23 protein-coding genes and 1 other annotated feature are annotated in these 24,431 nt (G+C 55.2%); of the genes, 10 read left to right on the top strand and 13 right to left on the bottom strand.

Features of this window, described 5'->3' with window-relative positions:
• Positions 1 to 28 precede the first annotated feature (28 nt).
• From hemH to ACQG1K_RS05245, 8 genes are all read right to left on the bottom strand, one after another.
• Positions 29 to 991: a ferrochelatase gene (hemH, locus tag ACQG1K_RS05280; RefSeq protein ID WP_017383216.1), complete on the bottom strand. Its 963-nt coding sequence runs from the start codon at positions 989 to 991 to the stop codon at positions 29 to 31.
• A 124-nt stretch (positions 992 to 1,115) separates the two neighbouring features.
• Positions 1,116 to 1,760 (bottom strand): adenylate kinase, encoded by a 645-nt coding sequence (adk, locus tag ACQG1K_RS05275; protein WP_022647279.1) that lies wholly within the window; start codon positions 1,758 to 1,760, stop codon positions 1,116 to 1,118.
• Between the two features lie 229 nt (positions 1,761 to 1,989).
• Positions 1,990 to 3,864: a molecular chaperone HtpG gene (gene htpG / locus ACQG1K_RS05270; protein WP_015571245.1), complete on the bottom strand. Its 1,875-nt coding sequence runs from the start codon at positions 3,862 to 3,864 to the stop codon at positions 1,990 to 1,992.
• A 110-nt stretch (positions 3,865 to 3,974) separates the two neighbouring features.
• On the bottom strand, positions 3,975 to 4,580 hold the full coding sequence (gene recR / locus ACQG1K_RS05265) for a recombination mediator RecR (RefSeq protein WP_006809843.1): 606 nt from the start codon (positions 4,578 to 4,580) through the stop codon (positions 3,975 to 3,977).
• Entirely contained in the window at positions 4,580 to 4,912 is a 333-nt protein-coding gene (locus ACQG1K_RS05260) for a YbaB/EbfC family nucleoid-associated protein (RefSeq protein WP_003858972.1), read from the bottom strand. The genes recR and ACQG1K_RS05260 overlap by 1 nt, the downstream gene beginning before the upstream one ends.
• A 53-nt stretch (positions 4,913 to 4,965) precedes the next feature.
• On the bottom strand, positions 4,966 to 6,894 hold the full coding sequence (gene dnaX, locus ACQG1K_RS05255) for a DNA polymerase III subunit gamma/tau (protein ID WP_426720924.1): 1,929 nt from the start codon (positions 6,892 to 6,894) through the stop codon (positions 4,966 to 4,968).
• Positions 5,572 to 5,636: a sequence feature (DnaX frameshifting element), on the bottom strand. It overlaps the preceding gene by 65 nt.
• Before the next feature lie 88 nt (positions 6,895 to 6,982).
• Entirely contained in the window at positions 6,983 to 7,534 is a 552-nt protein-coding gene (gene apt, locus ACQG1K_RS05250; protein WP_000127359.1) for an adenine phosphoribosyltransferase, read from the bottom strand.
• A 151-nt stretch (positions 7,535 to 7,685) separates the two neighbouring features.
• Positions 7,686 to 8,063, bottom strand: coding sequence for a DUF454 family protein (locus tag ACQG1K_RS05245; RefSeq protein WP_023299466.1), 378 nt, complete (start codon positions 8,061 to 8,063; stop codon positions 7,686 to 7,688).
• 50 nt (positions 8,064 to 8,113) lie between these two features.
• On the opposite strand from ACQG1K_RS05245, the gene priC reads away from it, so the two are divergent.
• Together priC and rsmS are read left to right on the top strand one after the other, a co-directional pair.
• Positions 8,114 to 8,641: a primosomal replication protein N'' gene (gene priC / locus ACQG1K_RS05240; protein WP_022647276.1), complete on the top strand. Its 528-nt coding sequence runs from the start codon at positions 8,114 to 8,116 to the stop codon at positions 8,639 to 8,641.
• A 12-nt stretch (positions 8,642 to 8,653) separates the two neighbouring features.
• Complete coding sequence (rsmS, locus tag ACQG1K_RS05235; RefSeq protein WP_038415536.1) at positions 8,654 to 8,842, top strand: pleiotropic regulatory protein RsmS; 189 nt, start codon at positions 8,654 to 8,656, stop codon at positions 8,840 to 8,842.
• Positions 8,843 to 8,875: 33 nt separating this feature from the next.
• On the opposite strand, the gene mscK is transcribed toward rsmS, so the two are convergent.
• Entirely contained in the window at positions 8,876 to 12,253 is a 3,378-nt protein-coding gene (mscK, locus tag ACQG1K_RS05230) for a mechanosensitive channel MscK (protein ID WP_367075309.1), read from the bottom strand.
• A gap of 113 nt (positions 12,254 to 12,366) precedes the next feature.
• Positions 12,367 to 13,020, bottom strand: coding sequence for a multidrug efflux transporter transcriptional repressor AcrR (gene acrR / locus ACQG1K_RS05225; RefSeq protein WP_032624732.1), 654 nt, complete (start codon positions 13,018 to 13,020; stop codon positions 12,367 to 12,369).
• Positions 13,021 to 13,161: 141 nt separating this feature from the next.
• Between acrR and acrA the strand changes: the two genes are divergently transcribed.
• From acrA to ACQG1K_RS05195, 6 genes are all read left to right on the top strand, one after another.
• Complete coding sequence (gene acrA / locus ACQG1K_RS05220; RefSeq protein ID WP_022647272.1) at positions 13,162 to 14,355, top strand: multidrug efflux RND transporter periplasmic adaptor subunit AcrA; 1,194 nt, start codon at positions 13,162 to 13,164, stop codon at positions 14,353 to 14,355.
• A 22-nt stretch (positions 14,356 to 14,377) separates the two neighbouring features.
• Positions 14,378 to 17,524: a multidrug efflux RND transporter permease subunit AcrB gene (acrB, locus tag ACQG1K_RS05215; protein WP_023299464.1), complete on the top strand. Its 3,147-nt coding sequence runs from the start codon at positions 14,378 to 14,380 to the stop codon at positions 17,522 to 17,524.
• A 509-nt stretch (positions 17,525 to 18,033) separates the two neighbouring features.
• The gene (tomB, locus tag ACQG1K_RS05210; protein ID WP_006809850.1) at positions 18,034 to 18,408 is read left to right on the top strand and encodes an Hha toxicity modulator TomB; all 375 of its coding nucleotides are present in this window, start codon (positions 18,034 to 18,036) and stop codon (positions 18,406 to 18,408) included.
• 28 nt (positions 18,409 to 18,436) lie between these two features.
• On the top strand, positions 18,437 to 18,655 hold the full coding sequence (locus ACQG1K_RS05205) for an HHA domain-containing protein (RefSeq protein WP_015571250.1): 219 nt from the start codon (positions 18,437 to 18,439) through the stop codon (positions 18,653 to 18,655).
• A gap of 207 nt (positions 18,656 to 18,862) precedes the next feature.
• On the top strand, positions 18,863 to 19,414 hold the full coding sequence (gene maa, locus ACQG1K_RS05200) for a maltose O-acetyltransferase (RefSeq protein ID WP_022647270.1): 552 nt from the start codon (positions 18,863 to 18,865) through the stop codon (positions 19,412 to 19,414).
• Positions 19,415 to 19,530: 116 nt separating this feature from the next.
• Positions 19,531 to 19,998 carry a YlaC family protein gene (locus tag ACQG1K_RS05195; protein ID WP_022647269.1) on the top strand — a complete coding sequence of 156 codons (468 nt, stop codon included), beginning with the start codon at positions 19,531 to 19,533 and terminating at the stop codon, positions 19,996 to 19,998.
• On the opposite strand, the gene ACQG1K_RS05190 is transcribed toward ACQG1K_RS05195, so the two are convergent.
• Positions 19,970 to 21,430 (bottom strand): PLP-dependent aminotransferase family protein, encoded by a 1,461-nt coding sequence (locus tag ACQG1K_RS05190; RefSeq protein ID WP_023299463.1) that lies wholly within the window; start codon positions 21,428 to 21,430, stop codon positions 19,970 to 19,972. The genes ACQG1K_RS05195 and ACQG1K_RS05190 overlap by 29 nt on opposite strands.
• Positions 21,431 to 21,532: 102 nt before the next feature.
• Between ACQG1K_RS05190 and ACQG1K_RS05185 the strand changes: the two genes are divergently transcribed.
• Positions 21,533 to 22,243: a GNAT family N-acetyltransferase gene (locus tag ACQG1K_RS05185; RefSeq protein ID WP_058676946.1), complete on the top strand. Its 711-nt coding sequence runs from the start codon at positions 21,533 to 21,535 to the stop codon at positions 22,241 to 22,243.
• Here the strand turns inward: ACQG1K_RS05185 and ykgO are convergent.
• Together ykgO and ACQG1K_RS05175 are read right to left on the bottom strand one after the other, a co-directional pair.
• Positions 22,240 to 22,380, bottom strand: coding sequence for a type B 50S ribosomal protein L36 (gene ykgO / locus ACQG1K_RS05180; protein ID WP_003859006.1), 141 nt, complete (start codon positions 22,378 to 22,380; stop codon positions 22,240 to 22,242). The two genes, ACQG1K_RS05185 and ykgO, sit on opposite strands and share 4 nt — an antisense overlap.
• Positions 22,381 to 22,382: 2 nt before the next feature.
• Positions 22,383 to 22,643, bottom strand: coding sequence for a type B 50S ribosomal protein L31 (locus tag ACQG1K_RS05175; RefSeq protein ID WP_015571255.1), 261 nt, complete (start codon positions 22,641 to 22,643; stop codon positions 22,383 to 22,385).
• 213 nt (positions 22,644 to 22,856) lie between these two features.
• Here ACQG1K_RS05175 and ACQG1K_RS05170 point away from each other — a divergent pair, with 213 nt between their 5' ends.
• Positions 22,857 to 24,416: an EAL domain-containing protein gene (locus ACQG1K_RS05170; protein ID WP_058676947.1), complete on the top strand. Its 1,560-nt coding sequence runs from the start codon at positions 22,857 to 22,859 to the stop codon at positions 24,414 to 24,416.
• Positions 24,417 to 24,431 lie beyond the last annotated feature (15 nt).

Genomic DNA, 24,431 nt, shown 5'->3' with positions numbered 1-24,431 from the left:
GGTAGCACAAACCCGGCCCGTAACGCGATCAGCGGCGGGTGGTGACCAGTGACACCATCATATCGATGTGTTCAGGGGAGTCGTTAAGCGCAGGAATGTATTCGTATTTCGTTCCGCCGGCCTCCATGAAGAACTCTTTGTTCTGGACGGCAATCTCTTCCAGCGTTTCCAGACAATCCGCCGAGAAGCCCGGCGACATAACCTGAATGTGCTTCACGCCCTTCTCGCCCAGCATTTTTAGCGTTTCATCAGTATACGGGGTCAACCACGGTTCACGACCGAAGCGCGACTGGAAGGTCATCATCACCTTCTCAGGCGGCAGGCCGAGGGCGGAGACCAGCTCGCGGGTGGTATCGCGGCAACGCTGGGGGTAATCGTCCCCTTCGTTCGCGAAACGCTGCGGAATACCGTGATAGGAGAGCAGCAGCAGATCCGGCTCGCCGTGTTTTTCAAACGACGCGCGCGCGCTGCTGGCAAGCGCCTGAATGTACAGCTCGTTATCGGCGTAGTCGCGGATAAAGGTGATGCCCGGTATACGGCGGCGGGTCGCCAGAATGCGTGCCAGTTCGTCCCAGACGGCAGCCACCGTGGAGCACGAATACTGCGGATAAAGGGCCAGCACCACAATGTGTTCAACGCCCTGCGCCAGCAGAGAGTCGACGGCGCTTTCCAGGGATGGCTTACCGTAGCTCATACCGAGCGCAACGGGCATGTCCGGCAGACGGGCGGCCAGCGCCTTCTCCTGACGACGGCTGTAGACCATCAGCGGCGAGCCCTCTTCCATCCACACGGACTGATAGAGCTTTGCTACACGCGGAGAACGAATCGGCAGAATGACACCACGCAGCAGTGGCCACCACAGCAGTCTTGGGGTATCCACGACGCGCGTGTCGCTTAAAAATTGTCGCAGGTAGCGTTTTACCGCCGCTGGAGTAGGTGCTTCTGGGGTGCCCAGATTGGCAAGCAGGATGCCGGTTTTCGCCTGACTCATTCACGCCTCTTAACCATTTGATAGGCTGTCAATTGTAGCGGAAATGCGTTTAAACGAAACCCATTGCTGTAATAGGTAAGATGAGAATTTTTCTCACCCGGGGCTCCGGGTGAGAGAGGTGCGCTTAGCCGAGGATTTTTTCCAGCTCTGCACGTACGTCAGCCACGGCTTTGGTGCCGTCAACTTTCGCGTATTTGGTGTTACCCGCCTGCGCCTCTTTGGAGTAGTAGCCGATCAGCGGTGCGGTCATCTGATGGTATTCCACCAGGCGTTTACGCACGGTTTCTTCCTGGTCGTCTTTACGGGTGGTCAGCTCTTCGCCGGTCACGTCGTCTTTGCCTTCAACCTTAGGTGGGTTGAATTTGATGTGGTAAACGCGGCCAGAGGCAGCGTGCACGCGACGGCCAACGATACGGTCAACGATCAGTTCGTCCGGTACATCGAACTCCAGCACGTAATCCACGTTGATGCCCGCTTCTTTCATGGCGTCAGCCTGAGGAATGGTGCGCGGGAAGCCGTCCAGCAGGAAACCATTGCGGCAGTCTTCCTGAGCAATGCGCTCTTTTACCAGCGCGATAACCAGTTCGTCGGTCACCAGCTTGCCTGCGTCCATGATGTCTTTAGCTTGTTTGCCCAGCTCGGAGCCAGATTTAACAGCGGCACGCAGCATGTCACCAGTAGAGATTTGCGGAATACCGTATTTCTCCATGATGAACTGAGCCTGAGTTCCCTTACCCGCGCCCGGAGCGCCAAGCAGAATAATACGCATTGCGAAAATCCCCTCAAATGTCGATTCAATTTTTCAAAAGCGCTAAACAATACCACCAGAACGGGTATCGCTCAAGGAAGGCGGGGAGGCTGAAACGGTTAACGGGGGGAGATTATTTGGGTTAGTGCGAGAATGCCCCCTCACCCTAACCCTCTCCCCAAAGGGGAGAGGGGACGATTAAACCCTCTCCCCTTTGGGGAGAGGGCCAGGGTGAGGGGTAGGTTTTGTATTACGCCAGCAGCAGCGCATTCACACGTTTAATGAACAGGTTAGGATCTTCCAGGGTGCCGCGCTCGGCCAGCAGGGACTGATCCAGCAGCAGTTCAACCCACTCCGCAAAGCGGGCGTCGTCCTGGGTATCCGCCGCGCGTTTCACCAGCGGATGATCCGGATTAAGCTCAAAGATATATTTCACTTCCGGCACGGCCTGGCCCGCCGCCGCGAACAGTTTCGCCATCTGGGTGCTCATTTCGTCCGCATCGGTGGTGACAATGGCTGGCGTATCGGTCAGACGGTGCGTGAAGCGCACCTCTTTCACGCGGTCGCCCAGCAGGGTTTTCACGCGCTCAACGAACGGCTCCAGCGCCTTCTCGGCTTCCTTCGCGCTGTCGTCCACTTCATCCGCCAGCTTATCGATAGACTCGTCGGCTTTAGCAACGGACTGGAAGGATTTACCGTCGAACTCGGTCAGGTAGTTCATCATCCACTCGTCGATGCGGTCAGACAGCAGCAGCACTTCGATGCCTTTCTTACGCAGCAGCTCCAGATGCGGGCTGCTCTTTGCTGCCGCATAGCTGTCGGCGGTGATGTAGTAGATCTTCTCCTGCCCTTCTTTCATGCGGGAGACGTACTCTTCCAGCGACACGGTCTGGGCGGAGGAGTCGTTGTGCGTAGAGGCGAAGCGCAGCAGTTTAGCGATAGCTTCCACGTTCGCGGTGTCTTCCGCCGGGCCTTCTTTCAGCACCAGGCCGAACTGTTTCCAGAAGGTCTGGTATTTTTCCGCATCGTCTTTCGCCAGTTTTTCCAGCATCTGCAACGCTCGCTTGGTCAGGGCGTTACGCAGGTTACGGGTGACGGTGCTGTCCTGGAGAATTTCACGGGAGACGTTCAGCGGCAGATCGTTGGAATCTATCAGGCCACGCACAAAGCGCAGGTAGTTCGGCATGAACTGCTCGGCGTCGTCCATGATGAAAACGCGCTGCACGTACAGCTTCAGGCCGTGCTTGTGATCGCGGTTCCACATGTCCCACGGCGCCTGCGCCGGAATGTACAGCAGGCTGGTGTACTCCTGCTTCCCTTCCACACGGTTGTGGCTCCAGGTCAGCGGGTCGGTAAAGTCGTGGGCGATGTGCTTGTAAAACTCGTTGTACTCGTCGTCTTTAATTTCAGCTTTGTTGCGCGTCCACAGCGCCTGCGCCTTGTTGATTTTCTCCCAGGAAACCACGGTTTCGCCGTCTTTCTCTTCCTGTTTTTCAATCTCAACCGGCAGCGCGATGTGGTCAGAATATTTGCTGATGATGGAGCGTACGCGCCAGTCGTTCAGGAAATCGTCTTCGCCTTCGCGCAGGTGCAGAGTGATTTCGGTGCCGCGATCCGCTTTGGTGATATCATCAACGGTGTATTCGCCTTCCCCTTTGGATTCCCACAGCACGCCGTTTTCGGCGCTGTCGCCCGCAGCGCGGGTGCGCACGGTGACTTTATCCGCCACGATGAATGCCGAGTAGAAGCCTACGCCGAACTGACCGATCAGCTGGCTGTCTTTCGCCTGGTCAGAGCCCATGGACTCGAGGAACGCTTTGGTGCCGGATTTAGCGATGGTGCCGAGATGGTCGATCACCTCGTCGCGGTTCATCCCGATGCCATTATCGGCAATCGTCAGGGTGCGGTTCTCTTTATTAAAAGAGACGCGCACGCGCAGTTCGCCATCGCCTTCGTACAGATCCGGGTTGGACAGCGCGCGGAAGCGCAACTTGTCCGCCGCATCGGAGGCGTTGGAAATCAGCTCACGCAGGAAGATTTCTTTGTTGGAATACAGGGAATGGATCATCAGGTGCAGAAGCTGTTTTACTTCTGACTGGAAACCACGGGTTTCTTGTCCTTTCATCTAAGTCGACCTCAACAATGCCATTTAATGGGGTTGTAAAACGTTGAGTGAGAGATGGGGATAAGGGGGGGAATTTTCAAGCGGAGGCCGCGCACGCAGCCTCCGTTTGGTCAGAAAATAATCTTGTGTCGTCCGGCCAGCGAGTGCGACAGCGTGGTGCCGTCGACCATCTCCAGCTCACCGCCGACCGGCACGCCGTGGGCGATGCGGCTGGCGTCAACGCCGTACTGCGCGCACAGCTCGGCGATGTAATTGGCGGTTGCCTCCCCTTCCACCGTCGGGTTGGTGGCGAGGATCACCTCTTTGATCGTCTCGGACTCAAGACGCTGTTCAAGACGATCGAGACCGATATCATCCGGGCCGATGCCGTCCAGCGGGGAGAGATGCCCCATCAGCACGAAATAGCGGCCGGAAAACTGCCCGGTTTGTTCGATGGCGTAGATGTCCGCCGGACTCTCCACCACGCAAATCTGACCGTTTTCCTGACGACGCGGGTTCGTGCAGATGTTACAGACGTCCTGCTCGGTAAAGGTCCGGCAATCCGCACAGTGACCAATTTCTGACATGGCGCGGGTCAGAGCCTGCGCCAGGCGCATCCCGCCGCTGCGGTCGCGCTGCAATAGCGTAAACGCCATACGCTGCGCCGACTTCGGGCCAACGCCCGGCAGGCAGCGCAGTGCTTCCATTAACTGCGTGAGCAGCGGACTGGTTTGCATCAGAATGGCATCTTAAAGCCCGGCGGCAGTTGCATACCGCTGGAAACAGAGGCCATTTTCTCTTTCTGGGTTTCGTCGATACGGCGAGCGGCATCGTTAAACGCGGCTGCAACCAGATCTTCCAGCATCTCTTTATCGTCTTCGAGCAGGCTCGGGTCGATTTCAACGCGACGGCAGTTATGCGCACCGTTGATGGTCACCTTGACCAGACCGGCACCGGATTCACCCGTGACTTCCAGCTGAGCGATCTCTTCCTGCATCTTCTGCATTTTTTCCTGCATCTGCTGAGCCTGCTTCATCAGGCCACCCAGACCGCCTTTTCCACCAAACATAGGCTTCTCTCTTCTTTCACGTTAAGGATTACAACCGTAAGTCAGACTCACGATCAAAGGGGGCGAATACTCTCTTCATCCAGATCGGCGTCGAAGAACCGGCGCAGGGTCTGGATGTTGTTATCCGCGATAATCGACTCGCGCGCCTGCGCGAGCTTCTCTTCATAAATCGCCTGTCGCCACTCGAGCGGCGTTTTCACCGCCGGATTATCATCTTCAATGATAGTCAATTCAACCGGCACACCCTGTAATGCGGTAAGCGCCTCGGCCAGCGCCTTTTGCGCGCCTGGGGAGTTGAGGTGCCGCTGGCCAGGGCGCAGGTGCAGACGCACCTGATTGCCTTCCTGCTCTTTCCAGGCATTCAGCGCGACCTGCTCCACCAGCTTCGGCAGCTGAAGTTTGCTGACCTCAGCGGCCCAGGCGTCGCGCTCGATGGACTCTTCCGCGAGCTTCGCGGACAGCTCCGGCGTTTTTTCATGCTCAAGCGCCTTTTTCAGCGCTTTTGGCGTGGCGACCACTTCCTTGACCGTTTCAACAACGGTAGTCGCCTTCCAGCGGTATGCCTCTTCTTTCGCCGGGGCTTTTTGCTCGAGCGCGGACGGTGCCGGACGCGACTGCACGCGCTCCGTTACCGAGGCCAGTCGTTCAAGCGCGGCGTTGTTCACCGGCCGCGCTCTTGCAGGCGCTGCCGGTTCACTCTTTTTTGGTTTGGTTGCTCCCTGCGCACGTTGCAACTGGCTTCGTGCGGCAAGCACCGAACTGGTGGCATCCGACAGCGGCACGTTCTGCGGCGGCGGCGATGCCAGTTGCGGTGGCACCTGCTGCGGTGACATTACCGCGGTCGGCGCAACCGGCGCAAAGGACTGCCGGGGCGTTTCCGGCTCCGGCAATGGCTTGCGCGGATGGAAGGCCAGCGCGCGCAGCAGCGTCATTTCAACGCCCATCCGGCGATCCGGTGCAAACGGCAGCTCTTTGCGGCCAATCAGCAGCGTCTGATAATAAAGCTGAACATCAGCCGGCGGCACGGTGCGCGCAAGTTCACGCATCCGCTGTTCAATGGTCGCCATGTCCGCGCCAATGGCCGACGGAGACAATTGCAGCATCGCCACGCGATGCAGCAGGCTGAGCATCTCGACCAGCAGCGCTTCCCATTCAATGCCACGGGCGGCGGCATCGTTGACGAGGGTCATTACCCGCTCACCGTTGGCGGCAATCATCGCTTCGATAAGCGACAGCGCCTGATCGTCATCCAGCGTGCCGAGCATGGTGCTAACCGCGTCAGTGGAAAGCTTACCGTCACCGCTGGCAATTGCCTGGTCAGTCAGGCTCAGCGCATCACGCAGGCTGCCGTCCGCCGCGCGGGCCAGCAGCTGCAGGGCGCGCGGCTCGTGAACGATCTTCTCTTCATCAAGAATGTGTTCAAGCTGTGCGCGGATCTGCTCAACGTCCAGCGCCTTCAGATGGAATTGCAGGCAGCGCGACAGGATCGTGACCGGCAGCTTTTGCGGATCGGTGGTCGCCAGCAGGAATTTGACATGCGCAGGCGGCTCTTCCAGCGTTTTCAGCAGGGCGTTGAAGCTGTGGCGCGACAGCATGTGTACTTCATCGATCAGATAGACCTTGAAGCGGCCGCGCGCCGGGGCGTACTGCACGTTGTCGAGCAGATCGCGGGTGTCTTCCACCTTGGTGCGCGAGGCGGCGTCGATCTCGATCAGATCGACAAAACGCCCCTGCTCGATCTCCCGGCAGTTGTCACATACGCCGCACGGGGTGGCGGTGATCCCGGTTTCGCAGTTCAGACCTTTTGCCAGCAGACGGGCAATAGAGGTTTTACCGACGCCACGGGTGCCGGAGAAAAGATAGGCGTGATGGATGCGACCTAGCGACAAGCCGTTCGCCAGGGCCGTCAGCACATGTTCCTGACCGACAACGTCAGCAAAGGTTTGTGGTCGCCATTTACGGGCTAACACCTGATAACTCATGGGCAGGCTCTGCAACGCTGGAAGGTGAATTAATGGAGGGGAATGCTATCACAACCTCACCCATTGAGCGAGGTTGTGAGATACGGGATTAATGTCCCGGGAAAGGCACCAGGCTGTAGCTGGTAATACCCTGTTTTTCCAGGCGCTGCTCGCCGCCGAGATCGAACAGGTTGATGATGAAGGCCGCGTCGGTCACTTCCCCGCCCAGACGACGGATCAGCTTCACGGTCGCTTCGATGGTGCCGCCGGTTGCCAGCAGATCGTCCACCACCAGCACTTTGTCGCCTGGCTTGATGGCATCAACGTGAATTTCCAGCTGATCGGTGCCGTATTCCAGCTCATAGCTCTCAGCAATGGTTTCACGCGGCAGTTTGCGCGGCTTACGCACCGGCACAAAACCCACGCCCATCGCCAGCGCAACCGGTGCGCCGAACAGGAAGCCACGGGCTTCGGTACCTACTACTTTGGTGATCCCGGCGTTTTTATAACGCTCAACCAGCAGTTCAATGCTGAGGGCGTACGCTTTCGGGTCTTCCAGCAAGCTGGTGACATCACGGAAAAGAATGCCAGGCTTTGGATAATCCTGGATACTTTTGATGCTATTTTTCAGATATTCAAGCTGCTGTGCAGTTGCGGTCATCGGTTTGTGCCTAAATGAAACAGTGTTACTCACGGCGCGCGACGAGTCGGTCAAAGTAACAGTTGTTTAACCTTTGACCAGGCGCACCTGTGCTCGAAAACGGTCGAATTTACTGGCTGTGCGCCATAATTGCAACCGCCATGATGAGGCTTCAGTGCTTTTGTTGCTTTTCATCAACCACGGGGATCCGCCACATGAAGATCAGCAGGCAGACCAGGATCGCCAGCAGCAGAATGCGCACCCACATCATTTTCACCAGCCATAACGAGACGGCGAAGGTGATCAGGATGAAGGCAATGGCGCGCGGCTTGGCCCCGGGCGGCATGGCCCGGTGTTTTTGCCAGTGCCGCAGGTAGCCGCCAAACCACGAACGGTACAGGAGCCAGTGGTGAAAACGCGGCGACGAGCGGGCGAAGCACCAGGCGGCCAACAGGATGAACGGGGTGGTCGGCAGCAGGGGCAATACGATGCCCAGCGTACCCAGCACTACCGCGAGCCAGCCAATGATGATTAAAATAGTACGCTGCATAATGCGAATCGTTATCAAACTGAACGGCTACTTTACCACTGGAGAGCGCATTGAAAACAGCACTGCTTCTTGAGAGGCTGCAAAATCAGCTGATCGCGCTGCGGGCGCAGGCCACACCGCTGATGGGACATGCTACGCTGAAACCGCGCTTTGATCGGCAGCTCTTCCGCACCCGCAGTACCGTCATTCAGGATTACCTTGCTGAGATGCAGACCAACCTCGACGAGCTTCGCCACGCGGTTGAGAGTGAACAGCAGGAACAGGTGGTGTGGCTTGCGGAGCATCTTACCGAGCAGATCACCGCCCTGCACCGCGAAATCGCCGCCTGGCCGCTACGGGCGTGGGACAGCGCCTCGCCTGGGCTCGGAAAATGGCAGCGCAAGCGGCTGGAGAACCAGGAGTTTGAGCGGCGTCTGTTTGAGATGAAGTGTGAGCGCGAAGCCCGCCTGACCACCAGCGAAACGCTGCAAGAGCAGCAGTTATTAATGCGTGAAATCAGCGCGCTGGAAGGCCGCATCGTCCGCTGCCGTCAGGCGCTGGATGAGATTGAACGCGTCATTGAACGCCTGACCCGTTAACAGGAGCCACTAATGTCACTGGAAAATGCCCCCGACGAGGTCAAGCTGGCCGTCGATTTAATTATGCTGCTGGAGAATCACGAGATCCCGGCGGAGACGGTGCTGAAAGCGCTGGAGATTGTGCGGCGGGATTTTGAGGGAAAGGTGAAGGCCGGTTGCCCTCACCCTAGCCCTCTCCCTGGAGGGAGAGGGGACCGTTAGGTGCGGTTTGAAAGATCTGCCCTGATTCGCTTTTTACCCTCTCCCCTCTGGGTAGAGGGCAGGGTGAGGGGCGGAGTTTTCGTCACCCTTAATCTCGCGCTTCACTTCCGTATGTTCGTCACCTTTCTCGTTACGCAGGTGAACTTCAAGCTGGTTGAAGGCGATATTAATGTTGTTTTCACGGCACAGACGGTCAATGGTGCGGTTCAGCTCATCGACGGTGTAGCTGCGATCGCGTAGTTCGCGTACGTACAGGCGCAGCTCATGATCCAGCGTGCTTGGCCCGAAGGTGGTGAAGAACACGTCAGGCGCAGGATCGTGCATCACTTTAGGATGTGATTTCGCGGCTTCCAGCAGGACCTCTTTCACTTTATCCAGATCTGAACCATAGGCCACCCCGAGTCGGACCACCACGCGCGTTGTAGTATCCGAAAGCGACCAGTTGATCAGTCGCTCGGTCACGAAGGCTTTGTTCGGGATGATCACCTCTTTACGATCGAAGTCAGTGATGGTGGTCGCACGAATACGGATCTTGCTGACGGTCCCGGAGAAGGTGCCGATGGTGACGGTATCGCCGATACGCACCGGACGTTCGAACAGGATTATCAGGCCAGAAACAAAGTTACCGAAGATCTCCTGCAAGCCGAAGCCCAGACCTACCGACAGCGCCGCCGCCAGCCACTGGAGTTTATCCCACGAGACGCCCAGCGAGCCGAATACCGTCATCGCCCCGACAATAATAATGACGTAGTTCAGGATGGTGGTAATGGCATACGACGCCCCCTGACGCAGGTTCAGCCTTGAGAGCACCAGCACTTCCAGCAGACCAGGCAGGTTGCGGATCAACGCCCAGGCCACCACCGACGACACCAGCGCAAAGAGCAGGCTGCCCATGGTGACGCTTTTCATTACCGCAGCGCCCGCTTCGGTACCGTTGTATTGCCAGAGGGTGATACTGTCGAGGTAGGCGAAGACGGTAATTAAATCAGACCAGATGGCCCAGAACATCACCGCAAACAGCGCAATCATCACCAGCATGGTAATACGCATCGTTTGCTGGTTGACCTGCTCCAGGGCAATGGTCGGCTCTTCCTGCGGCTCAGCCCCTTCAGCCCCCTCTTTAACCTGATGCTGTCGACGGGCAACAGCACGACGATACGCAATGCGGCGCGCCGCCACGCTCAAACCGCGCAGCACGGTCTGGAACAGCAGGTTCCACAGGATCACCAGATACACGGTTTCAATCCAGCGGCCTGACAGACGAAGCGTGGTATAGAAGTAACCCGTTGCCGTCAGCACCATCAGCGCCAGCGGAATGATCGCCAGCACCGTTACGGTAACCAGACGAAGATTGTGGGACTCTTTATCACGCCAGCTGTCGCGGCACATCGGCCACATCAGGACGGCTATCAGCAGCAGGTTCAGCATAATTACCAGTTGTCCCAGCACGTCATCCATCAGATGCAGCGGCGAAAGCTCGGCCACAACGGACCAGAAGTGCAGCGGCAACAGCGCGAGGCTGATACGTACAATCTGGCGACGCCAGTGGCTGGTGAGTTTCTCCGGCATGTTGAAGTGGCGGACCGCGACGCCGTCTTTTTCCAGCACTTTCCAGCACAGGCCAAACACCAGCCAGAACAGCGCCAGCTTTTTGCTGAACGCCCACAGCAGGTCGCTGATATTGAGCTGCATGGTCAACAGGATCAGGCCGACGGCGAGGATCAGCAGGCAGACCGGCAGAGCACGGATCAGATCGATCAGGATCGCTTTCGGGGTGTGCAGCTGGCTGTCGTTACGCAGTTGCCCCACTTCCGAGGCCAGCTTCGCCTGGTACTGCTTCAGCCATTTCAAACGCCAGCGTATTACTCCGGCGATGAGCAGCAAAGGCAGACCCGCAAGGAAGGCAATCATTACCGCAGGCCAGGCTTTCTCCCAGTTCACGGTAATTTTCATGCTTTTGATCTGGGATTTCAGCGTTTCAGGGAAAGATTTAAACCAGTCCCAGTCCATGGGTTTGTTGCTGTTCACCCAGAAAATCTGCTGGGTCAGGATCTCCTGGAGGCTTTTAGACACGCTCACCAGCTGCTGCTGGTTGATTTGCAGGTTAATCGCCATCATCAGCTGGTTGCCCAGCTGCTTATTAAGCTGATCGAGCAGTTCGCGGCGCATATCCACAACCTGCAACAGCGCGTCGTGAACTTCACCGTTTACTTCACTTGAATGGCCTTCTTCCACTTTGGCAACAAACGTATCGCTCTGGAACAGGGCATCGCGCTGCTGGTTAACGTCAAACTGTTCAAGACGCAAATCCGCAATGCGGTTGGTCATGTCTTCCAGCTCGTCGGCGGACGGCAGCGTCTGCTGCTGCTGGTAAAGAATGCGCGACAGCAGCAGGCTTCCCTTCAGGACGGCAATCTGCTCTTTGACATTGCGCTCAGCCTGCAAAGCGCGATCCAGCCAGTTTTTGACTTTAATATTCTGCTGCACCAGCGCGCTGCCGCTTTCAGTCGCCTGAATCAGGCGCTCGCTCAGCTGATGGTTAATTTCCAGCTCCTGCTTCACCAGCGGATTGGCCTGGATACGCGCCGTTTCGTCTGGCGAGACCGCTTCCTGCGCCGTTTTTTCGGTCAGCGTCAGGCGCTTGCTGTTCACCGCCTCCTGCAACAGCTGAAGCTGATGCTCGAGCCGGTTGATATTCGCGTTCACGTAGTCACGCTGTTTTTGCAGCGCATCCTGCAACACCGTGTTGCCTTCCAGACTCTTACGCTGCTGTTCAATCTCCGCGTTCAGCAGCGTCTGCTGGATGTTCAGCAGCGTTTGCTGGGTCGGTCGAAGCGCCCCTTCCCCCACGGTAATGCCATTCAGACGGTTACGTATCTGCTGTAGCTGTTGCGATGCAGAATACATGGCGTTCTGCACGCGCTCAGGCTGGGTTTGCAGCGAAACCAGCTGGCTGTTATAGGTCGAGAGATCGGACTGCGCCGTTTGCAGATCGTCCAGCAGCTGCGCCACGCGCGACTCGAGCTGGCGCAACGAAAGCGTGGCAAGCGTTTTTCGGGTTTCATCGTCGTTATCAACGTCGCTAAGCGCGTTCAGGGCCTCCGTTGCTTTACGCATGTTCTCCGGCGCCTGAGCGACCTTCTGCCGCAACTGGGCCGTTTCGGCTTTGATGCGATCGATCTTATCCAGCGTATCCAGGGTTTCCGTCAGGTCCTGCTGAACGAGCTTTTCCTGGGCGGAGAGATCTTTTTGTTTATTCAGGGTGTCGATTTGCGACTGAACCTCGGCACGCGTCGGGACGTCACTGCCGTTGTCTGCACGGGCCCAGGAATGCGGTGCGGCTGCAAAGAAAAACAGCAGGATCAAAAAAACGGCCAGAACAGAATGTGTCGAGCGATAGGTGTGCAGCATAGTCGTGAATGTGATCTGAGAAATGACCGAAAATAGTCGGGCGTGAAGAATATCACGCCCGGCTAAAGCAGAATAGCGGGAAGGTAATCCTCTAAGACATTTCCTGGAAAGATTCAGGCAGTAAGCGGCGCTCCCTCGCTGCGGAGGGTCGGGCAAAGCTGGCACATCTCCAGGAAAATCGCGACGTAGCTGCGCGCCTCTGATTTCAGATCGAACGACTGCGGGGCGAAAAGCCAGTTTTCCATCAGGCCGGAAATATAGCTGCGCATCAGGATCGCCGCCCGGCGCGTTAACAGCGTAGCGGGAAGCATGTCGGCCTGCATACATTCCTTAAGAACTTGCTCGATGCGATCGTAGCTTTCCAGACACAGGTCGCGCTGCGCCTGCTGAACCACCGCCATTTCGCCAACAAACTCACATTTATGGAAGATGATTTCCATCATCAGACGTCGGCGTTCTTCCACAACAGTCGCTTCAAGGATATATACTAATATTTCTCTTAATACTGAGAGTGGATCGTGAGGGAATTTTGCCCGATACTCACTCTCAAGATCGCTGATGCTGGACTCTGAAAGCTCCCAGATTTCACCAAACAGATCTGACTTGTCTTTAAAATGCCAGTAAATCGCTCCCCGCGTGACGCCCGCGGCCTGAGCAATCTGCGCCAGCGAGGTTGCCGAAACACCCTGCTGTGAGAACAAACGCATTGCCACATCCAGAATGTGTTGTCGGGTTTCCAGCGCTTGTTGTTTGGTTTTTCGTGCCATACGTTGATGAATTTACAGGAGTCAGATTTACATACATTTATGAATGTATGTACCATAGCATGACGATAATATAAACGCAGCAATGGGTTTTTAGACTCAGGACCCTTGATCAATTTGAAATCGGACACTCGAGGTTTACATATGAACAAAAACAGAGGGTTAACGCCTCTGGCGGTCGTTCTGATGCTCTCAGGCAGCTTAGCGCTTACAGGATGTGACGACAAAGAGGCTCAACAAGGAGCTCAGCAGGTGCCAGAAGTTGGCGTCGTGACGCTCAAATCCGAACCTCTCCAGATGACAACAGAACTACCGGGCCGCACCAGCGCCTATCGCATTGCAGAAGTACGTCCGCAGGTGAGCGGTATCATCCTGAAACGTAACTTCACCGAAGGCGGTGATGTGAAAGCAGGTGAGTCTCTTTATCAGATTGATCCAGCAACCTATCAGGCGTCTTATGAGAGCGCTAAAGGCGATCTGGCGAAAGCAGAAGCGGCAGCCAAAATTTCGCAACTGACGTTGAATCGTTACAAGAAACTGCTCGGCACGCAGTACATCAGCCAACAGGATTACGATTCTGCCCTGGCCGATGCACAGCAAGCCAATGCAGCCGTTGTGGCGGCGAAAGCGGCGGTAGAAACCGCGCGTATTAACCTCGCCTACACCAAAGTGACCTCCCCTATCAGCGGTCGCATTGGTAAATCAGCCGTCACGGAAGGTGCGCTGGTGCAGAACGGTCAAACCAACGCGCTGGCCACCGTGCAGCAGCTTGACCCGATCTACGTTGACGTTACACAGTCCAGCAACGATTTCCTGCGTCTCAAACAGGAGCTTGCCAGCGGACAACTGAAACAGGAAAACGGTAAAGCCAAAGTTGAACTGGTTACCAACGACGGTATCAAGTTCTCACAGACAGGCACACTGGAATTTTCTGATGTGACCGTCGATCAGACCACCGGCTCTATCACCATCCGGGCTATTTTCCCGAATCCGGATAAAACCCTGCTGCCGGGTATGTTCGTACGCGCCCGTCTTGAAGAAGGGACTAACCCAAGCGCCATTCTGGTTCCGCAGCAAGGCGTGACCCGTACGCCACGCGGCGATGCGAGCGCGCTGGTTGTGGGTGCCGATAACAAAGTCGAAACACGCAATATCACTGCAACGCAGGCGATTGGCGACAAGTGGCTGGTAACGGAAGGTCTGAAAGATGGCGATCGCGTGATTATTACTGGTTTGCAAAAAGTTCGTCCTGGCGCGCAGGTCAAAGCTCAGGAAGTGAAATCTGACGACAAACAACAAGCATCGGCCGCTGGCCAGTCAGAACAAACCAAGTCTTAACTTAAACAGGAGCCGTTAAGACATGCCTAATTTCTTTATCGATCGCCCCATATTTGCGTGGGTGATCGCCATTATCATCATGCTGGCCGGGGGACTTGCGATCCTGAAGCTGCCTGTTGCGCAATATCCAACGATTGCGCCGCCGGCAGTGACGATCTCCGCAACCTACCCGGGCGCTGATGCCAAAACGGTGCAGGACACTGTTACGCAGGTTATCGAACAGAACATGAACGGTATCGATAACCTGATGTACATGTCCTCAAACAGTGACTCAACCGGTACAGTTCAGATTACCCTGACCTTTGAATCAGGTACGGATGCGGACATTGCGCAGGTTCAGGTGCAGAACAAACTGCAGCTGGCGATGCCCCTGCTGCCGCAGGAAGTGCAACAACAGGGTGTGAGCGTCGAGAAATCGTCCAGTAGCTTCCTGATGGTTGTCGGCGTGATTAACACCGATGGCACCATGACGCAGGAAGATATTTCCGACTACGTGGGCGCCAACATGAAGGACGCCATCAGCCGTACGTCTGGTGTGGGTGACGTTCAGCTGTTCGGTTCACAGTACGCGATGCGTATCTGGATGGATCCGAATAAGCTGAACAACTTCCAGCTGACCCCGGTTGACGTGATCAGCGCAATTAAAGCGCAAAACGCCCAGGTTGCAGCCGGTCAGTTAGGCGGCACGCCGCCGGTGAAAGGCCAGCAGCTTAACGCGTCTATCATCGCGCAAACGCGTCTGACCTCGGCGGATGAGTTCAGTAAAATTCTGCTGAAGGTGAATCAGGACGGTTCGCAGGTTCGCCTGCGTGACGTGGCGAAAGTGGAGCTGGGTGGCGAGAACTACGACGTTATTGCGAAGTTCAACGGTAAACCGGCTTCCGGTTTAGGTATCAAACTGGCGACTGGGGCGAACGCCCTGGACACCGCGACGGCTATCCGTGCAGAACTGAAGAAGATGGAACCTTTCTTCCCGTCAGGTCTGAAAATTGTTTACCCGTATGACACCACGCCGTTCGTTAAAATTTCGATTCACGAAGTGGTAAAAACCCTGGTTGAGGCGATCATCCTCGTCTTCCTGGTAATGTACCTGTTCCTGCAAAACTTCCGCGCAACGCTGATCCCAACCATCGCCGTGCCGGTTGTACTGCTCGGCACCTTCGCGGTTCTGGCGATATTTGGCTATTCGATAAACACCCTGACGATGTTCGGGATGGTGCTCGCCATCGGCCTGCTGGTGGATGACGCCATCGTAGTGGTCGAAAACGTTGAGCGTGTGATGGCGGAAGAAGGCCTGCCGCCGAAGGAAGCAACCCGTAAATCAATGGGCCAGATCCAGGGCGCGCTGGTCGGTATCGCGATGGTTCTGTCTGCGGTATTTATCCCGATGGCCTTCTTCGGGGGTTCAACCGGTGCGATTTACCGTCAGTTCTCTATTACCATCGTTTCCGCGATGGCGCTGTCGGTGCTGGTAGCCCTGATCCTGACGCCAGCCCTGTGTGCGACCATGCTGAAGCCGATTAAGAAAGGTGGCCACGGCGAGCACAAAGGGTTCTTCGGCTGGTTTAACCGCATGTTTGATAAGAGTACGCATCACTACACCGACAGCGTGGGGAACATCCTGCGCAGCACCGGTCGTTATCTGCTGCTCTATATCATCATCGTGGTGGGCATGGCTTTCCTGTTTGTTCGTCTGCCAAGCTCGTTCCTGCCAGATGAAGACCAGGGCGTGTTCCTGAGCATGGCTCAGCTTCCGGCGGGTGCGACGCAAGAACGTACGCAAAAAGTGCTGGATGAGATGACCGACTACTTCCTGACCAAAGAGAAAGACAACGTCGAATCCGTGTTTGCGGTTAACGGCTTTGGCTTCGCGGGTCGCGGTCAGAATACCGGTATTGCCTTCGTTTCTCTGAAAGACTGGTCCGAACGTCCGGGTGATGAGAACAAAGTTGAAGCCATTACCAACCGGGCCATGGGTACCTTCTCACAGATTAAAGATGCGATGGTCTTCGCCTTTAACCTGCCAGCGATTGTTGAACTGGGTACGGCGACCGGCTTCGACTTCCAGCTGATTGACCAGGGCGGTCTGGGCCACGAAAAACTGACTCAGGCGCGTAACCAGCTATTTGGCGAGGTGGCTAAACACCCTGACCTGCTGGTGGGCGTGCGTCCTAACGGTCTGGAAGATACGCCGCAGTACAAGATCGATATCGACCAGGAAAAAGCACAGGCGCTGGGTGTGTCCATCAGTGACATCAATACCACGCTGGGTGCAGCCTGGGGTGGCAGCTACGTCAACGACTTCATCGACCGTGGTCGCGTGAAGAAAGTGTACGTCATGTCCGAAGCGCAATACCGTATGCTGCCGAACGATATCAACAACTGGTACGTTCGCGGCAGCGATGGCCAGATGGTGCCGTTCTCCGCCTTCTCAACTTCGCGCTGGGAATACGGTTCGCCGCGTCTGGAGCGTTATAACGGCTTGCCATCGATGGAGATCCTCGGTCAGGCGGCGCCGGGCCGAAGCACCGGTGAAGCCATGAACCTGATGGAAGAGTTGGCCAGCAAACTGCCTGCGGGTATTGGCTACGACTGGACCGGTATGTCCTATCAGGAACGTCTGTCCGGTAACCAGGCCCCTGCCCTGTACGCCATTTCACTGATTGTGGTGTTCCTGTGTCTGGCGGCATTGTATGAGAGCTGGTCGATTCCGTTCTCCGTTATGCTCGTGGTTCCGCTGGGGGTTATCGGTGCGCTGCTTGCCGCAACCTTCCGAGGGCTGACTAACGACGTTTACTTCCAGGTGGGCCTGCTGACAACCATTGGCTTGTCGGCGAAGAACGCGATACTTATCGTCGAATTCGCCAAAGATCTGATGGAGAAAGAAGGTAAAGGCCTGATTGAAGCAACGCTTGAAGCCGTTCGTATGCGTCTGCGTCCAATCCTGATGACGTCCCTGGCGTTTATCCTCGGCGTTATGCCGCTGGTTATCAGCTCAGGCGCAGGCTCCGGCGCACAGAACGCGGTAGGTACCGGTGTAATGGGTGGTATGGTCACTGCGACCGTTCTCGCCATCTTCTTTGTACCGGTGTTCTTCGTGGTGGTACGTCGCCGCTTTAGCCGCAAAAATGAAGATGTGGAGCACAATCATTCGGTAGAACATCACTGATACCGGTTTCACATGATAAAAAGGCCGCATTTGCGGCCTTTTTCATTTTCAGAAAAATTCATAAAATAGTCTTATTGTCGTTTTATTTATTTTCACCCGTCCTGATAAGACTTATCATAATAATCCGATAAGCTAATCGTAGAATTCAGCATTCTTTTTATATCAATTCATCGCCTAAAATATTCGGACAAATCCTAAATCATCGTAAATGCCGAAGACATCTGAATCCGGACTTCAATTGAAACATTGCGCTAACTCAATGAATCTTAAGGAACGGATTAAAAAAAGGGTTTCTCTCGATAAAAGTGTTCGCGTCTGAGGTCACATTTGCGTAAGCGCTCGCAAGGAAACGTTTTAATTGTAATTTTTCGTAATAGCGCGGTGAAATCCTGATCAGAGTGGCTTATAGTTAGAGTTATCAGGAACACAGCTCCCGTGTGGCTAAGCAAGTTGTATCCATCCCGACATGATGTTCGGTGAGTAAAAAATCACTCAGAAGGGGATGCGCTATGGACGAGTACTCGCCAAAAAGGCATGATATCGCGCAGTTGAAATTTCTCTGCGAATCCTTGTACCATGACTGCCTTGCCAATCTTGAAGAAAGTAACCATGGCTGGGTGAACGATCCTACGTCTGCTATCAATTTACAGCTTAATGAGCTGATCGAGCATATCGCAACCTTCGCACTTAATTATAAAATTAAGTACAATGAAGATAATAAGTTGATAGAGCAAATTGATGAATACCTGGACGACACCTTTATGTTGTTCAGCAGCTACGGCATTAACGCACAGGATTTGCAGAAATGGCGTAAATCAGGAAACCGTCTATTTCGCTGCTTCACGAATGTCAGCAGAGCTAATCCGGTTAGTCTTTCCTGTTAAAATTATTACAAATACTAAGGTGAATTTTATGTCTGATAAACCATTAACTAAAGTTGATTATTTGATGCGCCTGCGACGCTGTCAGTCAATTGACACGCTCGAACGTGTTATTGAGAAAAATAAATACGAGCTGTCTGATAATGAACTGGCGGTATTTTATTCAGCTGCCGACCATCGTCTTGCTGAACTGACCATGAATAAACTCTATGACAAGATCCCCTCTTCGGTATGGAAATTTGTTCGTTAGTCGTTGAAGAGAGACTTTAAGGCACTACGCCCGTTGTTAAGCTGAATTTACCTTTCGTATTACGCTTCAAGTGCAAACGCCAGGTCCCCGTATAAAACGTATTTATACGCAAGAATGTTGTGACTCCTGTCACAGTCACTTTTAGGGAACGTTCCCTTTCTGGCTAATCCTCTTTACGCTACGTAAAACGATTCCAGAGAGGTTCCCATGAGTGAAGAAAAACAGAAGATGATTGCCGGTGAATATTATCGCCCCGGCGATGACACGCTGAGGGCTGACCGTTTACGCGCTCGTCATATTGTTCACCGCTATAACCATACCGCACCCGATGAGAAGGCCGAACGTCGCGCCTTATTAGCTGACCTGCTGGGTCAAAGCGAAGGCGCTTATATTGAGCCGAGCTTCCGCTGCGACTACGGCTATAACATCTATCTGGGCAACAATTTTTACGCCAACTTCGACTGCGTCATGCTGGACGTCTGCCCTATCCGCATTGGCGATAACTGTATGCTCGCACCGGGGGTGCACATTTATACGGCCACGCATCCTCTGGACGCGACCGAACGTAACAGCGGGCTGGAGTACGGTAAATCGGTCACCATAGGCCATAACGTCTGGATCGGCGGACGCGCGGTGATTAATCCGGGCGTGACCATTGGCGATAATGCGGTTATCGCTTCCGGCGCGGTAGTGACCAAAGACGTGCCGGCCAATGCGGTAGTGGGCGGGAATCCGGCGAAAATCATTAAAATGATCTAAGCGCATCCTGAGTAACTGTTATGCTTTTTCCTGGCATAACTGTTACTTTCATCGCATAAACCCCTCTCATAAAATAGGCAGATCACCTGTATTTTTAACAATCATAAAGGCAAAAAATGACAGAGATACAGCGCCTGCTTACCGCCACCATCGACGAGCTCAATACCCGCGAAAAGCGCGACAATCGTCCGCGCTTTAGCATCAGCTTTATTCGCAAACATCCCGGATTGTTCGTCGCCATGTACGCCGCCTGGCTGGCAACGCTTATCGTCATGCTGAAGTCTGAAACGCTGGTCGATTCCGTCTGGCTGCTGGTTGTGCTGTTCGTGGTGTTTAACGCGTTTTTCTTTTTCGACGTCAATCCGCGTTACCGGTATGAAGATATCGACGTACTCGATTTCCGCGTCTGCTACAACGGGGAGTGGTACAACACGCGTTACGTGCCGAAGGAGCTGATCGACAGCATCCTGCACTCGCCGGCTGTCGAAGCCGGGCAAAAAGAGAAGTTGCAGAAAATGGTCATCACCAAGGGCCAGCTCTCTTTTTATGATGTCTTTACCCTTTCCCGCCCCGCTGCTGTGTAATGAGCGCCTGAAGACGTCGAATACCCGGCGCAAACTGCGAAGCAGAGGTATTGCCGTAACCTAAAACCAGACCGGTTTGCCCCTGCGTCGTCTCAAGGTAGTACCCGCTCAGTGCAGCGGGTGCCAGCTGAAACGCTCTTGCCTGCTCCACCAGCCGCTGGTCGTCGATACCGTCAATCGCCAGCGCCAGGTGCATCCCTCCTTCTCCGGCAAGAACACGGTGCGGCGTATGAAGCTCTGCACTTAGCACCTCCCGCAGCTGGCGGTATCGCTTACGATAAAGTCGGCGCATGGCGGCAAGATGTCGCGCATAGTGGCCTTCCTCAATAAATAGCGCCAGGGTGCGCTGTTCAGCGCGATGCCCGCCGCGCAGCAGCGAGCCGATGGCCGGACGCGCTGCCTTCGCCAGCGCTGGCGGTAATACCATGAACCCCATTCTGAGCGACGGAAACAGCGTTTTGCTGAACGTCCCCAGATATACAACGGGCGCATTGTTGACCATTCCCAGCATCGCCGGTACGGGCTCACCGGCATAACGGAATTCGCTGTCGTAATCGTCCTCAATGATCCACGCGCTGTGCTGCCGGGCCAGTTCCAGCAGCGCCAGACGCCGCCGCGCGCTGAGCACGCTTCCGTAAGGGAACTGATGCGATGGCGAGGTAAAAATCAGCGTGGGTGAAGGCGCACACAACCCTTCCCAGCACATCCCCTCGTCATCAACCGGTATGCCGCTCATCGCCAGGCCGGTTTTGACGAAAGCGCTTTTAGCACCGCTATAGCCGGGATTTTCAACCCAGGCGACATCCCCCGGCTCGCTTAACAGCATCGTGCACAGATTGACGCCCTCCAGTGCCCCTTCGGTTATCACAATCTGGCTGGCATCGCAGTCAATGCCGCGGGAGAGCGCAAGATGGCGGGCAATGGCGGCCCGTAGCGTCGGCTCGCCGGCCGGGTCGCCATACCCTAACAGGGCGCTCCCCTCCTCGCGCAGGACGCGATCGTATAACCGCCGCCACAGCGGCAAGGGGAAATAGTTGATGGCAGGCGTTCCTGGCGTAAATGCCATCACCGGAGTGTCGCGCGGCACAGGCGCGGGCAGCAGGGCAACACGTTTTGTCAGCCTGACGTCCGGGTCCGGTAATGTCCGGGCAATCGTACGATGAGCGAATTGCCCCACCCGCGTACCCTGGCGGCTACGCAGCAAATAACCTTCGAGCGTGAGCTGGTCCAGCGCCGCATTAACGGTGTTTCGTGACACCGAGATCTGCTGCGCCAGCGTTCGCGAGCCGGGCAAATGACTGCCGGACCGAAGCCTTCCGCACAGTATGGCCTCCCGCAAAGCAAGGTAGAGCGCGCGCTGGAGCGTTTCTTCCCCACGTTTTTTCAGCGCAGCATGGAGCAGGGTGTATAGCTCATCACCCGGTATATTCATCTTTACCTCCTCGTGGTACCAGAAAAACATAGCCTGGTGGTTCTTTTTAAGGAACCAGTAATTCACTAATCTGGAGATCTTTTCAACATCGTGGAAATAAAGATGAGTGTATTCAATGAGTTTGGACAACCTGTAGGGGAAAGCCTTACCGACTGGCAGCCTCGCCCGCACCCGTCCCGGATGGTCCTTCAGGGTCGCTATTGTCGGCTTGAGCCGCTGCGCGTGGAGCATGCCCACGCGTTGTTCTCTGCGTATTCCCTGGCCGGAGATACCCGAAGCTGGACGTGGCTGCTGCGTGAACCCGATGCCACCGCAGAGGAGTTTGCCGAATGGGTGGCGAGCGTGAGCAAATTATCCGATCCCATCCACTTTAGCGTTATCGATAACCAGACCCAATCTCCTGTCGGGACGCTGTCCCTTATGCGGATCGATCCTAAAAACGGCGTTGTAGAAGTGGGACATGTTCACTTCTCGTCACTGTTAAGCCGCACGCCCATGTCGACAGAAGCGCAGTATCTGCTGATGCGGTACGTGTTCGATACCCTGGGCTACCGACGTTATGAATGGAAGTGCAACAGCCTGAACGAACCCTCCCGCAAAGCGGCCCTGCGTCTTGGGTTTCAGTTTGAAGGGCGTTTTCGCCAGGCGCTGGTCATTAAAGGCCGAAACCGGGACACCGACTGGTTTTCAATTCTCGACAAAGAGTGGTCAGCGCTGGCGAGCGCGTTTGAAAGCTGGCTTGCCACCGACAATTTTACCGTCGATGGCAAACAGAAAAGATCCCTGGAAAGCTGGCGAGAAACGCGCGTCTAGCGTCTTTTTTTACGCCCCTGCACCGCCTTAAAGCGCGGGTTAGATTTGCAAATCACGTATAAGCGTCCCTTGCGTTTGACTATCTGGCAATCCGGGTGACGCTGTTTTGCACTGCGCAATGAGTTAAGCACCTGCATGATTAGCCTCGCTTCGCATCAAGAAAGCCACCAAAACGCTTGCGGAAGCGTGCCGCGCTGCCATCCGTCGAGAAGGTCTTCTGCTTCCCGGTATAAAACGGATGTGATTTAGAGGAGACATCAAGAGTAACGTAGGGATACGTTTTCCCCTCAAGCTCAATTTCACGGTCTGTCTTAATCGTTGAGCCAACTTTAAAATATTCATTAGCCGTGGTGTCGTGAAACACAACGGTGCGATAGGTTGGATGGATATTCGGTTTCATCTCTGGTCTTCATGTATTGTTATAACATAACAAGATACTATCTGAGCTTTGCTGCAAAAACAACCCCTGTGACGCACAGCCTGTTTTTGAAAGGTTTTCAAATACTGCCAGAGACTGTTACATGCTATAACTATATCATTTAGCGATAAAAAATTTTTCCTCTGGCGCGCAAACTCCATGCCCTGGTCGGGCATATGGAAAGGATACAGCAGCATGCGAACCCGACATCTGGTCAGCCTGGTGACAGGCGTACTGATCTTCTCTGTGCTGGTCCCTGTGTGCCTCAGTATCTGGCTGGCGCATCGTCAGGCAGAGGCGAAATTTGTGGATGCACTGGACAGATATGCCTCGCGCGCCCTGATCCGTACCGACAGAGTCGTTGCGCAGGCAAAACAGGCGCTCACGCACCTACAGTTGTTCAACGCCCCGCCCTGCACTCCTCCGCACTTACGCGAAATGCGTCGTGTCGCGTTCTCATGGCGCTATATTCAGGAAGTGATGTATATCGATAACCTGAAGCCGCTCTGCTCCTCTCTGGAACAATCCAGTAATACGGCGATCTTACCGCCCCCGATGCGGATCACCGCAGACGGATATAGCGCGTGGCTCACCTCGCAAAACGACCTCGGCATTCACCGTTATATGGCCGTTCTGGGGAAAGGACATTATCTGGTAATGGTCGATCCGGAGTCGCTTGTGGATGTTGTCCCGTTCGGTGACATTTCGATGGATGCCGCCCTGGTGGGAAGCGAAACCCATCGGATATTTGCCAGAAGCAATATTCTCGACCCGTATATTCTTTCTGTCGTTAAGGAGCAGCAGGACGTTAAGCGCGTGCAATACAACGGCTCGATGTACGTGTTGAAACCGGTGCCAGAACTGGGGCTTACGGTTATTGCCTGGGCATCGTTAAAACCGCTCGCGGCATCCTGGCATCAGCAGCTGATCATCTGGCTACCGGCAGGCATACTGATAAGCCTGGTTGCAGCCCTTATTGTGCTTCGCATCCTCCGCCGTTTGCTTTCCCCGCGTAACCGGCTGATCGACGCGATCAACAACCGGGAGATCGAGGTTCACTATCAGCCCATTGTGGCGCTATGCAGTGGAAAACTGGTGGGTGCAGAAGCGCTGATGCGCTGGCCGCAGCCAGATGGCAGTGACCTGTCGCCTAATCTCTTTGTTCCCCTGGCGGAGCAGACGGGGCTTATTTCAACGCTGACACAGCTGGTGGTGAATAAGGTGTTTGAGGATTTAGGTGCCTGGCTGCATCATCACCCGGAACTGCACATTTCTGTCAACCTTTCGCCAGCCGATTTAACGTCCCCCGAGCTGCCTCGCCTGCTGAGTCAATTGCTCAACAAATGGGGCGTCCACCCGCGCCAGATCGCCCTTGAGTTGACCGAGCGCGGCTTTGCCGATCCTGCCGTCAGCGCCCCTGCCATCGCTGCGTTTCGGCGCTCCGGGCATGCCATCTACATTGATGATTTTGGTACGGGTTACTCCAGCCTGAGCTATTTGCAGGATCTTGATGTCGATACCCTGAAGATTGATAAATCCTTTGTGGACGCGCTGGAGTATAAGAACGTGACTCCCCACATCATCGAAATGGCCAAATCGCTTAAGCTGGCGATGGTCGCAGAAGGCATTGAAACTGAAGGGCAGCTCGAATGGTTGCATCGCCACGGCGTGCAGTACGGACAGGGCTGGTATTTCAGCAAGGCGCTGCCTAAAGAAGATTTCATTCGCTGGGCCGAGCACAACCTCAGGAAATAAACCCATTACGCGGTG

It is taken from the genome of Enterobacter cloacae complex sp. 402C9, assembly GCF_050030745.1.
Classification (GTDB): Bacteria; Pseudomonadota; Gammaproteobacteria; order Enterobacterales; family Enterobacteriaceae; genus Enterobacter; species Enterobacter intestinihominis.
Note: the sequence above shows the minus strand (reverse complement) of the source record. Positions and strands in the feature narration are given on the sequence as shown.